Source organism: Geobacillus proteiniphilus (assembly GCF_001908025.1).
Lineage (GTDB): Bacteria > Bacillota > Bacilli > Bacillales > Anoxybacillaceae > Geobacillus > Geobacillus proteiniphilus.
Window position 1 is genome coordinate 25,621 of the sequence record NZ_MQMG01000039.1, and the last position, 12,668, is coordinate 38,288.

The 12,668-nt window shown below is 53.4% G+C and carries 13 protein-coding genes; 2 read left to right on the forward strand and 11 right to left on the reverse strand.

The window, feature by feature from the left end; translation table 11 throughout:
- The first annotated feature begins 55 nt into the window (after positions 1 to 55).
- The gene (locus BRO54_RS13190; RefSeq protein ID WP_074044240.1) at positions 56 to 1,045 is read left to right on the forward strand and encodes a M23 family metallopeptidase; all 990 of its coding nucleotides are present in this window, start codon (positions 56 to 58) and stop codon (positions 1,043 to 1,045) included.
- A gap of 248 nt (positions 1,046 to 1,293) precedes the next feature.
- Here the strand turns inward: BRO54_RS13190 and BRO54_RS13200 are convergent, their stop codons facing one another.
- From BRO54_RS13200 to BRO54_RS13245, 10 genes are all read right to left on the reverse strand, one after another.
- Positions 1,294 to 2,001, reverse strand: a complete 708-nt coding sequence (locus BRO54_RS13200) for an ABC transporter ATP-binding protein (RefSeq protein ID WP_074044241.1) — start codon at positions 1,999 to 2,001, stop codon at positions 1,294 to 1,296.
- Between the two features lie 3 nt (positions 2,002 to 2,004).
- Positions 2,005 to 2,784 (reverse strand): ABC transporter ATP-binding protein, encoded by a 780-nt coding sequence (locus BRO54_RS13205; protein WP_074044242.1) that lies wholly within the window; start codon positions 2,782 to 2,784, stop codon positions 2,005 to 2,007.
- Positions 2,759 to 3,733: a branched-chain amino acid ABC transporter permease gene (locus BRO54_RS13210; RefSeq protein WP_074044243.1), complete on the reverse strand. Its 975-nt coding sequence runs from the start codon at positions 3,731 to 3,733 to the stop codon at positions 2,759 to 2,761. Before BRO54_RS13210 ends, BRO54_RS13205 begins: the two co-directional genes overlap by 26 nt.
- A gap of 16 nt (positions 3,734 to 3,749) precedes the next feature.
- Complete coding sequence (locus BRO54_RS13215) at positions 3,750 to 4,628, reverse strand: branched-chain amino acid ABC transporter permease (protein WP_074044244.1); 879 nt, start codon at positions 4,626 to 4,628, stop codon at positions 3,750 to 3,752.
- 106 nt (positions 4,629 to 4,734) lie between these two features.
- Positions 4,735 to 5,931, reverse strand: coding sequence for an ABC transporter substrate-binding protein (locus tag BRO54_RS13220; RefSeq protein WP_074044253.1), 1,197 nt, complete (start codon positions 5,929 to 5,931; stop codon positions 4,735 to 4,737).
- Between the two features lie 581 nt (positions 5,932 to 6,512).
- Positions 6,513 to 7,259 carry a sporulation protein YunB gene (yunB, locus tag BRO54_RS13225; protein ID WP_074044245.1) on the reverse strand — a complete coding sequence of 249 codons (747 nt, stop codon included), beginning with the start codon at positions 7,257 to 7,259 and terminating at the stop codon, positions 6,513 to 6,515.
- Between the two features lie 53 nt (positions 7,260 to 7,312).
- Positions 7,313 to 7,615, reverse strand: a complete 303-nt coding sequence (locus tag BRO54_RS13230) for a YunC family protein (RefSeq protein WP_074044246.1) — start codon at positions 7,613 to 7,615, stop codon at positions 7,313 to 7,315.
- Positions 7,616 to 7,676: 61 nt separating this feature from the next.
- Complete coding sequence (locus tag BRO54_RS13235) at positions 7,677 to 9,059, reverse strand: bifunctional metallophosphatase/5'-nucleotidase (RefSeq protein WP_074044247.1); 1,383 nt, start codon at positions 9,057 to 9,059, stop codon at positions 7,677 to 7,679.
- 17 nt (positions 9,060 to 9,076) lie between these two features.
- Positions 9,077 to 9,979, reverse strand: coding sequence for a sulfite exporter TauE/SafE family protein (locus BRO54_RS13240; RefSeq protein WP_074044248.1), 903 nt, complete (start codon positions 9,977 to 9,979; stop codon positions 9,077 to 9,079).
- A gap of 23 nt (positions 9,980 to 10,002) precedes the next feature.
- Entirely contained in the window at positions 10,003 to 10,851 is an 849-nt protein-coding gene (locus tag BRO54_RS13245; protein WP_074044254.1) for a DUF72 domain-containing protein, read from the reverse strand.
- Between the two features lie 260 nt (positions 10,852 to 11,111).
- Between BRO54_RS13245 and BRO54_RS13250 the strand changes: the two genes are divergently transcribed.
- Positions 11,112 to 11,723, forward strand: a complete 612-nt coding sequence (locus BRO54_RS13250) for a LysE family translocator (protein WP_371878463.1) — start codon at positions 11,112 to 11,114, stop codon at positions 11,721 to 11,723.
- A gap of 547 nt (positions 11,724 to 12,270) precedes the next feature.
- Here the strand turns inward: BRO54_RS13250 and BRO54_RS20585 are convergent.
- Positions 12,271 to 12,633 carry a hypothetical protein gene (locus tag BRO54_RS20585; RefSeq protein ID WP_239691270.1) on the reverse strand — a complete coding sequence of 121 codons (363 nt, stop codon included), beginning with the start codon at positions 12,631 to 12,633 and terminating at the stop codon, positions 12,271 to 12,273.
- Positions 12,634 to 12,668: the final 35 nt, after the last annotated feature.

The window sequence follows — 12,668 nt, forward strand, 5'->3', positions numbered from 1 at the left end:
CGCCTGTTTCTCTCCAAACTAAACAGTAGGAAACGGGCGGAAAGGGGGAATACGCGTGCATCGATGGCTTGCCGCCATATCAGCGGCAGCGATGCTGTGGATCGCCGCCGGCGCGGCTTCCGCGGCGGAACAGGAAGAAGCGGTGTATGAAAAGCGAATGGAGCTGTACAAAAAGGCCGAGGCCGTTTCCTTGATCCCGTGGTATTACTTTGCGGCCATTGACCAGTATGAGCGAAACGTCCGGCAAGTGCGCCGCGACCTGCCCAAGCCAGCCGGCGTTCTCGGCATTTATATGAAGCCGGAAATATGGGCCGGGCCGCTGAACAAAAACCCGCACGATACAGACCCGTTCACCATCTCCCAGTTTAGCGGCCTTGGCGTGGACGGTGACGGCGACGGCTATGCGCGGGCGGATGACGATGACGATGTGATCATGGCCATGGCCCGCTATTTGCAGACGTACGGCATCGATCACCGCCATATCAAAATCGCGCTTTGGAACTATTACCAACGCGCCAAAACCGTCGACTTGATTTTAGGAAAGGCGAGAATTTATAAAAAGTATCAGACGTTGAAATTGGACAACCACGTGTTTCCGCTTCCGCTAGGGGCCAATTACAGCTACCGCGATACATGGGGCGATGCGCGCGGCTGGGGCGGACGCCGCATCCACGAAGGAACCGATATTTTCGCCGGCTACGGCGTTCCGGTGCGCTCGACGTGCTACGGCATCGTCGAGCTGAAAGGGTGGAACAAATACGGCGGCTGGCGCGTCGGCATCCGCGACATTAACAACACGTACCATTACTTTGCCCATTTGAACGGCTTCGCCGCCGATCTTCGAGAGGGGCAAATCGTCGAGCCAGGGACGATCATCGGCTCGGTCGGCAGCTCTGGCTACGGTCCGCCCGGCACGGCGGGGAAATTTCCTCCCCATCTTCACTACGGCATGTACAAAGACAACGGCTATACCGAATGGGCGTTTGACCCGTACCCGCACCTAAAAGCGTGGGAGCGGTCCGAGCGGCAACAACGGCGCCGCTAGCCGCGCGGAGGCTGGCGCGACGGGGTTCTCTCCGCCAACGCCAGACGCCCAAATAAGCGGCATGTTTTTTCAAGAGCAGAGACGTCCCGGACGCCGATGTTTCCCGTCCGTCCATCCCAGCCGGCGTTCGCCGGCCGAAACGGTAATGACGGAAAAAGGCTGATCTCCAAGTTGGAATCAGCCTTTTTTCCACGGCGGCACAACCGTCCGAAACGGCTTTCCGCTGACGTTCTTCCGCCTATCGCTTCTCAATGCCCGCCCAAATACGCCTGCTTCACCTGCTCGCTCGCCTGCAGCTCGCTCGCCGTTCCCGACAAGACGACGCGCCCCGATTCAAGGACATAGGCGCGATGGGCGATGGAGAGCGCCATATGGGCGTTTTGTTCGACAAGCAAAATCGTCGTCCCCGACTCGTTGATTTCCTGAATGATGCGGAAAATCGTTTTGACCAAAAGCGGCGCGAGCCCCATTGACGGTTCGTCAAGCAAGAGCAGCTTTGGACGGGCCATGAGCGCGCGGCCGATGGCGAGCATTTGCTGCTCGCCGCCCGAAAGCGTTCCAGCCAGCTGCTTGCGCCGCTCTTCAAGGCGCGGGAACAGCTGAAAGACTTTGGCAAAGTCTTGTTGAATGCCTTCTTTGTCTTTGCGCAAAAACGCGCCGAGCTCCAAGTTTTCCTCCACCGTCATATTGGCGAAGACGCGCCGCCCTTCCGGCACGTGGGAAATGCCTTGCTTGACGATCGTCTGCGCCGCCTTGCCGGCGATCGAGGCCCCCTCATACACAATGTCGCCGTTTTTCGGCCTAAGCAGCCCGGAAATGGTTTTCAGAAGCGTCGTTTTCCCCGCGCCGTTCGCGCCGATCAAGGTAACGATTTCGCCGCTGTTTACTTCAAGCGATACGCCTTTTAACGCATGAATATTGCCGTAAAACACGTCAATTTGATCGACTTTCAGCATCGTTCACGACACCTCCTCGCCAAGGTAAGCCTCGATCACTTTCGGGTTGCTGCGCACTTGTTCCGGCGTGCCTTCGGCGATCAGCTGGCCGTGATCCAACACGTAAATGCGCTCGCATATGCCCATCACAAGCGACATGTCATGCTCAATCAACAAAATCGTCAAAGCAAACCGTTCGCGAATGAACGCAATCAACTTCATCAATTCTTTCGTTTCTTGCGGGTTCATGCCGGCGGCCGGCTCGTCAAGCAAAAGCACTTTTGGCTGCGCCGCCAGCGCCCGAGCGATCTCAAGCCGGCGCTGCTGGCCGTACGGCAAGTTTTTCGCCTTCTCGTGCATGACGCCGTCAAGCTGAAAAATTTTCAAAAACTCGATCGCCTTTTCTTCCATTTCCTTTTCACCGCGGAAATGGGACGGGAGGCGGAGAATGGAGCTCAGCATCGAATGGCGGGCGTGCGCATGGTAGGCGACTTTCACGTTGTCGAGCACCGACAGCTCGCCGAACAGGCGAATGTTTTGAAACGTCCGGCTGATCCCTTTGCGCGTAATTTTATACGGCGGCAGGCCGTTCAACGTCTCGCCGTCAAGCATAATCCGCCCGTCAGTCGGCACATACACGCCCGTCAATAAGTTAAACAGCGTCGTTTTCCCCGCGCCGTTCGGGCCGATGAGCCCGACAAGCTCCCCTTGATACAGCTCCATCGTCACGCCGGAGAGCGCCTTCAGCCCGCCAAACTGGATGCCGACATTTTCTGCCTTAAGCAACGGTGTTTTTGCCGCCATGATTCATTCCTCCCTGCGCTGCCTTCCGCCATTTGAAGAGCGAAGATAGTTCTTTCGTCCCCATCAGCCCGGTTGGACGGTACAGCATCACCAAAATCAAGACGATGCTGTAAATGATCATCCGCGTTTCCGGATAGTTTTGCAAGAACGTCGAAACGATCGTCAGCAGCACCGCCGCCACCACCGCGCCGGATAGGCTGCCGAGCCCGCCGAGCACGACGAAAATCAAAATGTCAAACGATTTTAAAAAGCCGAAGTTCGACGGCTGAATGATGTAAAAGTGATGGGCGTACAGCGCCCCGGCGATGCCGGCGAAAAACGAACCAATCGCAAACGCCGCCACTTTGTAATACGTCGTATTGATCCCCATGGCATCGGCGGCGATTTCATCCTCGCGAATCGAAATGCACGCCCGTCCGTGCGTCGAGTTCGTGAAGTTGGCGATCACAAGAATCGTTACAAACAGGCAGGCGAACACCCACGGCCATGTCGTCATATGCGTCACCGTCATGCCGCTCGCCCCGCCGACGTAATCGATGTTCAATAGCGCGATGCGGACAATTTCGCCAAACCCAAGCGTGGCGATCGCCAAGTAATCGCCTTTTAAACGCAAGCTCGGCACGCCGATGATGAGGCCGGCGAGCATCGCCGCGATCCCGGCGGTCAATACGCCAACCGCAAACGGTAGCTGCAGCTTCATTGTCATGACGGCTGAAGCGTAAGCACCGACGGCAAAAAAGCCAGCGTGTCCAATCGAAAACTGTCCGGTGATGCCGATGATCAAGTGAAGGCTCGCAGCCAGCATGACGTTGATCGCCATGAAAAAGAGCGTGTTGACGTAAAACACATTGAGCGTCCCGCTTGCAATCAGCCACTCGACAACAGCGAAAAAGGCGAAGGCCAGTATGACGGAAACCCAAAATCCACGCGTCCGCTTCCAAGTTGCCATTGTCCCCTACCATCCTTTACACTTTTTCTCGTACGTTCTTGCCAAACAATCCGGCCGGCCGGAAAATGAGGATGAGAATTAAAATGACAAACGCCACTCCGTCGCGCCAAAGCGAGTAGCCGAGCCCGCTGACGAGCGATTCGATGACGCCAAGCAAAAGCCCCCCGACCATCGCCCCCGGAATGATGCCGATTCCGCCCAACACGGCGGCGACAAACGCTTTCAAGCCGGGAAGAATGCCCATCAGCGGTTCGATTTTCGTATAATAAATGCCGAAAATGACGCCTGCCGCCCCAGCGAGCGCCGAACCAATGGCGAACGTCGCCGAAATCGTATTGTCGACGTTAATCCCCATCAACCGGGCCGCTTCCGCATCATGGGAAACAGCGCGCATCGCCTTCCCGATTTTTGTCCGGTGAACGATGAATTGAAGAAGGACCATCAAAACGAGGGACGTGCCGAGGATGAACAGCGACTGGCTGCTGATGACAACCCCAAACAGCTCCAAATTCCGGTCTGGCAACAGCGTGCTCGGATACGCTTCCGGCTGGGCCCCGCGCAAATAGATCGTCACATACTCAATAAGCAGCGAGACGCCGATCGCCGTAATGAGCACCGCAATGCGCGCCGCATTGCGCAACGGCTTGTAGGCAATCCGCTCGATGATCATCCCAAGCACGGCGCAAGATGCCATCGCCAACAAAAGCGCCGGGAAAAAGCCGACACCAAGCATCGTTACGGCGTAAAAACCGACGAATGAACCGACCATAAAGACGTCGCCATGGGCGAAGTTAATGAGCCGAACGATGCCGTACACCATCGTATAGCCAAGAGCGATGAGCGCATAAATGCTGCCTAGCGAAATGCCGTTGACCAGCTGTTGAATGAGTTCCATGATTGCACGCTCCTTAACGAAAACTCGTCGTTGACCAAAAGAAATGCCGGACAGGAGGGCGCCCCCTTAGGGGCCTCCCCCGTCCATGCATCCATCCAGCCTTTCATTACGGATTCACTTTTGTTTTGAACTGTTGCTGCCCGTCTTTGTATTCCAAAATGGCCGCCGATTTGACCGGGTCATGGTTTTCATTGAGCGTCAGCGTCCCCGAGACGAGCTGCAAATCTTTCGTTTGCGCCAGCGCGTCTTTAATTTTCACCGGATCGGCGCTGCCGGCCCGCTTAATGGCGTCGGCCAGGAAGTATGCCGTATCATAGCCAAGAGCGTTGAAGGCATCTGGCGCTTTGTTGTATTTCGCTTTAAATGCTTTGACAAACTCTTGAATTTTCGGGTCCGGATCGCCCGACGAATAATGGTTTGTGATGTACGTGTTGTTCAACGCGTCTTTGCCCGCAATTTCAACAAGCTTCGGCGAATCCCAGCCGTCGCCGCCCATGATCGGCACGTTCAAGCCAAGCTCGCGCGCTTGTTTGACGATGAGGCCGACTTCTTCATAATAGCCCGGCAAGAACAAAAATTCCGGATTGGCCGATTTGATGCGCGTCAATGTAGCGCGGAAGTCGGTGTCTTTCGCAACGTACGCCTCTTCAGCGACGATTTTGCCGCCGCCTTGGGTGAACGCCTCTTTAAACGAAGCGGCCAGCCCTTTCGAATAATCGCTTGAGCTGTCAATCAACACCGCCGCGTTTTTCACTTTCAAGTCGTTTAGCGCGAATTTCGCCGCCACCGTTCCTTGGAACGGGTCGATAAAGCACGTCCGGAAGACGAACTCGTTCACTTTGCCGTCTTTGTTTGTGATCGTCGGGTTCGTGCCCGTCGGCGTAATGAGCGGCACTTTATTGTCGTTGGCGACTTGCACTTGGGCGAGCGTGTTCGTGCTCGTCGCCGAGCCGATGATGGCGACGACTTTGTCTTGGCTGATCAACTTGATCGCGCCGTTGGTCGCCTCCGCCGCTTCCGATTTGTTGTCGACTTTCACCAACTCCAGCTTTTTGCCGTTGATTCCTTCTTTGTTGATTTCCTCTAACGCCAAGTCCAGCCCTTCCGCAATCGACTGGCCGTACGAAGCGACCCCGCCGGACAGCTCGAGGTTGGCGCCGATTTTAATCACATCGCCGCCCCCGCCTCCGCCGCCGTTTCCGCCTGAAGAACTGCCGCCTTGCTGGTTGCCGCCGCAACCGGCCAAAAGACCCGCCGTCAGCATCAATGAGAAAAAGACACCTGCTGCTCTTTTTTTCTTCATTTCTTGTTCCCCCCATTGTTCAAAATGTTCTGTCACCAGAGCGCACGCCTTTCTCTGCATACTATATCGATAGAGTCCGTCTGCCTTGTGCGCTCGTCCGCCGCGCCGGATGGCGCCGCAAACTGATGCATGCCTTCCGATGCCGGCCGTTCATTCCCCCTCTCAAACCGCTATGTAAATAATAAAACTATTTTCAATTTAATATAATATTACAAAATTCGAACCAACTCGTCTAGTTGTTTTCTATTTGAAAAACAAAAAAAGCTGTTTCCTCTTGACAAACGCCAGAGAAACAGCCAAAGCCCCTTCGCCGGGAAGAACACTTTTTTTGCATAACATTTCCATGTTTCTGTCAAAACCATTCCCGACGGCTAACGCGGGCATCCGTTAACCTAACGGAACTAGCGGGCGAACGCCGGCCGCAAAATAAGCTCTGCTCTAGAGAATCGGTGATTGTATGAAAAATGAGGCTCAACTTGAGAACCCTTATAAACTCCACTCTTCTCTCTAATCGAGAACGATCGATTTAGGAAGATGACGGTCGCCGGCCTTTTAGAGGCGCGCATTGAGAGCCTTTCCCGCTACCGCTTCGGGAGCTGGATGGACGGGCCAACTTGACCGCCGTTTTTGTTGTAAAATTGCGGCACTTCTCCCGGAATGAAGCGCATCACAACTGGAATATCCGTTGTCACATTGGAAATTTTCGATGCAAAAGGAATGACGACTTGGATGTCGACCGATACATGAATGTCAATTTCAATAAAAAAACTGTTAATATCATAGGCTCTAATTTCTTTTGTCACTTCCGAGTCAACATTGCCAACGATCTGAAACTGCACCGGAATGCGCGGGCCAAGATTGGCTAAAAGCGCATTGTTCGTCACTTGCCCGAGCGGAATGTAATAAATGATGCCGCGGCTGTTTCCAGTGCCGGACTCGACCTCGGGAAGCACCATTCGTTCAAGCCGTCCTTCTGTCGCCGCCTTTAAGCTTTCCATCACATGATCGTCCGTCTCCGATAAGATGCGGTTGATCACCGCGGTGTCAAAATCGACCGACACAATTTTGCCGCTTTCGTCCTTTTGAACCGTGACCAGCTGGCGAAATTCAGGGTTGTCTTTTTGAAACTGCTGCTCAATGGCGTTATTGATCACCAAGTTGGCAATCCGCTTCGTTTCCGTTTCGGCGATTTCCATCAGCACCGGCTTAATGCCTTTATTGACAATCCAAAGGCTTGCCGCCGTCGAGAACATAAAAAAAACGAACGTCAATAAAAACACATAGCGGAACGGGAGCGGCCCTCTCCGCACCAATCGGGGGCGCAACAAAATGAAAATCCCTCCTTTACAAGCTATATGTATGCTTGCAAGGAGGGAGAATTTCACCGCATTTTCAACAGAGCCTCTCTTCCTTTCATTCCCTTTTCAATGCCGAGCTCCAAAGCGGCGACTGTCACCGATTCCAGCGGCGCTTCGAGCAGCTGTTCAATCGTGCGCACCCCGACCGCCCGCCCGGCGATAATGCCGCGATCGCGCAATTTCTCATTCAACAGCGCCACATCGAGCGCCCCGCACATAATGTATCCTTTCTCGCTTGCCACCGCCAACAAGTTCGTTTTCGGCAGCTGGACGGACACAGCGATAAACGGATGTCCGTCAATGATGATCGGCTTCACTTCGACCATCGCCGCAGTCACTCTCCTTTCCATACTCCAATGTATGAAGCATGAAAAAAGAGGTGCCTGCCTATTGGGCCAATTTCCAAGCGAGAAGATCGCGCAAAAACTCCGGCATGTAATACGTTTTTTCCGCCGCCCGCTGAATTTGCGGATAAAAGTGGCCGATCGCAAACATATCGGTCGTCGCCACCTCATACGTGCGCTCGGGATCGAGCGGCTCGCCGTTGATCATAATGCGGCGGATATGCCATTGACCGTCCTCCTCGAGCCCGGCCTCGATGTCCACGCCGTCGTACACCATTTCCCCCATCACTTCGCCGCGGAAGCCAAACCCTTTAAACTGCAAATGCTTCATCCGTTCCGTGTTGGCCTCAAGGATAATCTCTTTGAGCTCCGCGCCGCGCAGCTTCACCTTGCACGGGTTGAGCGGATGCGGGCAAATGCGATGCAAATCTTTTTTCGTCACCGGCCCTTTCGCAAGCGGCGCAAGCAGCACGCCGGCGTTGACCATGCCGATGTCCGCTTGGCACCACTCACGCAAAGCGGAAGCAAGCAAATTCGCGAGCGGCGACGGGGCGAACCAGTCAAGCGGCAAGTCATCATGGAGCACGGCGACTTGTTCCGCTTCAAGCCGCGCCAAACTTTCCTGCTCGAGGGAGCGAAGATGGTGCGCCACCTCTTCCGAAAACGGCAACGTGCCGGCATCGACCACTTTCGCAGACGCTCGCATAAGACGCCGCCCTTCCACTTCCAGCTTAACGACGCCGACATATTGTCCGTATTTCCCAGCCGCGCAAAGAAGCGCACCGTTCACTTGCTTCCCTTCCGGAAACAGATGATGAGTATGGCCGCCTAAAATCAAATCGATCCCCGGAATCTCAGCGGCTAGTTTTTCATCTTCATTCACCCCAAGATGGGACAGAACAACGACGCAATCGGCCTTTTGCTTCACTTCCTCCACCGCCGCTTGCAACATTTCCAACGGCGGCGCGATCGTCCATCCGAGCAACTCGTAAAAGTGAGAAAACGGAGCGGTGGCGCCAACCACCCCAATGCGAAACGTCTCCGTCGCCGGGATGACGACATACGGCAACGCCCAATGCGGCCGCACGCCGTCGCGGCGAAACAAATTGGCGACAACGACCGGAAACCGAGCCTGTTCGTACAGCGTATCCAATTCATCATGATCAAGGGTGATCCCTTCGTTGTTGCCAATGGTCACCGCATCATAGTGAAGATCGTTCAATAAGTCCACATTCGCTTTTCCGCGCGTCGCCTCGGTAATCGGGTGCACGCGGTCGAGAAAATCGCCGACATCAAACAAAAGCATCGCCTCGTTGCGCGCACGATGCTCTTGCCGCCGTTCCGACAAAAAGCGGGCGATTTGCGGCCAATGTTCAAAATGGCTGTGCACGTCGTTCGTATGATAAATATAGACGGTTTGCTTCAATGCGCAAGCCTCCTTGGTTACGAAAAACTTTCGATCACAAGCCGAAGGCCAAGCAAAACGAGCACAATCCGAAGCACGACAACAAGTGTCCGGCTTGGCATCCGCTTATTGATCCACGCCCCGGTTTTCGCGCCGATCCATACGCCGGGAATGAGGGCAAGGGCAAACGACCATTGCACATTTCCCATCGCGACATGGGTGAGAGAGCCGACGAGCGAGGACAAAAAAATCATCAACATCGACGTGGCGACCGCCACATGGGGCGGAAAGCGAAACAGCACGATCATCGCCGGCACCATGAGCGAGCCGCCGCCAATGCCAAACAACCCGCCGAAAAAGCCGACCACAAACGCGATGGCGATCGCGGCGAGCGGATAATAGCCGTACACGAACGTCTCCCCGTTCCGCTCCGTGTACGTGCGCATGACTTTCCGCGCCCACCACGATGCCGGTTTCAAGCGGGTTTCCGCTTTCGTCTCGGATCGGGATGACTCCCGTTCATTCTCCGTCGCCGCCGCCGTCTCGTCAGCCGAGCGCTTCGTTTTCTTCCGGCTCAGCGACAAAAACAGCGACATGGCGATTAAAAACAGCCCAAAATACAACGAAAAATGAGCGGCGCTCAGCGTATTGTTCACCCAAGCGCCGATGACCGCCCCGGGAACGCTGCCGATGCAAAACAGCAGACCGCTTTGATAGTCGACCATTTTGTCTTTCATATACGACAATGTGGACGATAATCCATTAAAAATAATGACGACAAGCGACGTGCCGACCGCCACTTGCGGCGTCACCGCCGAGAGCCAGCCGAGCGCGCCGAAAAACAACAACGACGGCACGATGATCACCCCGCCGCCAAGGCCGGCCAAACTGCCGACCGTCCCCGCGATAAAGCCGATCAAGACAAGCAACGCATACGCCATCCTCCATCCCCCTCTTCCCCGCTTCAAAACAAACCAAGCTGCCGCGGCGCAAGGCCCGTGTACTCAATGCCAAGCAAATCGATCAATTGTTTGGCGTTGTCGGCGGCATCGCCGCCGGAGTTGTTGTTAAACAGCACGTAAATTTGTTTCGTTTTTTTCTTTAATGCCTCTATATGGCTCGCCCACTCGCGCAGCTCGCGCTCGTTGTATCGATACAAGTAGCGGACGGCGCGCCAGTTCTCGCCGGCCGTCGCCTTGTTCCACCCGTGGACATTCCGTCCGTGCAGGCGGATGAGCGTCTTTTCCCGATCGGTCGGATGCAAAACGGTCGGCACCGACCCTTCCCCCGCCTGCGGCTCGTCGCAAATGCTGTGAATCCACCCTTCCTCTTCCATAAAGCGAAGCGTTTTTTCATAAAAGCGCGGCGAAAACCATGATTGGTGCCGAAATTCGAGCGCCGCCGGCACTTCCCCCATCCGCGCTTTCGTCCAGCGCAAGTACGCCACATGCTCGCGCCGGCAGTCAAACCACGGCGGAAACTGAAACAGCACCATCGCCAATTTTCCCGCCGCTTGAAACGGCGCGATCGATTCCAAAAACGCGGCAAACATCGCTTCCTTGCTTTCATACGGAATCGGGCCGCGCTCATGCCCGGTCATTCCTTGGTATGCCTTCACGATAAATTGAAACGACGGCGGCGTCTCGCGAATCCACTTTTCCACGTTCGAACGCGGCTGAATGGCGTAAAAGTACGAATCGACCTCGACCGTCGGAAAATGGGCCGCGTATTCCAGCAACTTGTCTTTCGCCGCAAGGCCGGGCGGATAGAGGCTGTCATGATCGCCCCAGCCGGTCAGTCCGATGTAAATCATCACGATCACCAATTCGTTCAATTTCCAGCTACCTTAACTATACCATAAGCGGCCCGGCCATGAAATCAAAACGCCTGCCGGCGGCGCCTTCACGCAACCGACACTTGCGGGCGAGGCCTTGGAGTTTGCCCAACCGCGCAAGGAGAAAAAACCATGATTGAAATGAATACAAAACTGCTCTACAATGGTATTCGCAAAAAATTCTAACGATATCATAACTGGAAAGGCGGCGATCGCCATTGATCCATCTCTATTCATTCATGATGTTGTCTATTTTTTTGATTGTGCTGCCGGGGCCCGATACGGCGATTGTTACAAAAAACACTATTTTGGTCGGGAAAATGGGCGGATTGAAAACCGCTTTTGGAGTTTGTTGCGCCCTTTTTCTCCATACCGCTGCGGCGGCTTTAGGGATTTCAGCCGTCATTATGCAATCTGCCCTGCTGTTTTCGATCCTGAAGTATGTGGGTGCTGTGTACTTAACGTATTTAGGCGTTAAGGCATTATATGGGGTCATGAAAAAAGGCGAAGCCCCCGGTGTGGAAACGGACATCAGAGGTGGAGGACAACATACCGCCTGCTTCAAGCAAGGGTTTCTGACCGATTTCTTAAATCCAAAAGTGGCGGCCTTTTTCTTAACCTTTTTGCCGCAATTCGTAGCACCGGGCTCGCACTCCTTTGTTCCGTTTCTCATGATGGGGGCGGCTTATACGGCGATGACCGCTATATGGTTTTTGTTTTACATTTCCTTCATCCATTATATTAGCGATTTCATGAAGCGGCCGAAAACGAAGAAATGGATCGAAGGAATCACGGGCGCGGTGATGATCGGGTTTGGCATCAAATTGGCGCTTGAAAAAGTCCAGCGCTAAACAGGAAGACTGAGCGCGGCTGAACAGAGCTGCCTGGCATGTGAAATGAAAGACAGGGGAGCGTTCAAAAAAAGAGCGCTCCCCCTAAAAAACATGAATCCCCCTTATTGAAGGGGTGAAATGGCCTGCGACGCGGCAGGCAACTTATGATTATGTTATGGGTTCCCTGGCGATAATATGCAAAGAGAGAGGCCAATCGGACCTCTCTGTTGCAAAAAACAAACGAATCCACGTTTTTCAACGTGTGAAAATGGTCTGTGACGAGACAGACAACTTATTTTGTACTCTAAGTATAGAAAAAAATTAAGGAAATGTCAATGCGCCGTTCATACGTTATCGATGCCGGTAAAAATACGTTACAGGTCAAATACCCATTTTACTCTGTTCATAATCTTATATCTTTACTATTCTGATACGCCCTCATAAGTGTAGGAGTGCATGATTGCACTTTGATACAACTGTATACGCTATACACATGTTCCGATGAATAGTGGTGTGGCTCCTTTCTGCAGAGCCACCATTATGAGTTGTACTTAGAGCATCGAACTCAAAGTGGATGCCAATCCACATCACCTGCTTCAATAATAATAATGTTCACTCCATCCGTTGCTATTTTCACTTTTTCAAACAGTTGATTTGAGGAAACAAGCACCACTTCCAATATTTCATCAGCATCAAAGTCTTTAACGCAATCTGTTTCAAAATATGTTACATCTTCAAAAACAATGAATCCCTCAATCATTTCAGGATCTTTTGTTTCATCATAATCAAATTGCAGCCATTTACATAACTCAGTTTCAAGAGATACTCTTTTTGTAGTGGAATCATATTCCACATTATTAATTAAACTCCCATGTAAATGATATCTTTTAAGGAAATCAGATATTCTCATCATTTTTCCCCATCCCATTAAAGGATATGTTTTCGTTGCATCTATCCTGAAAA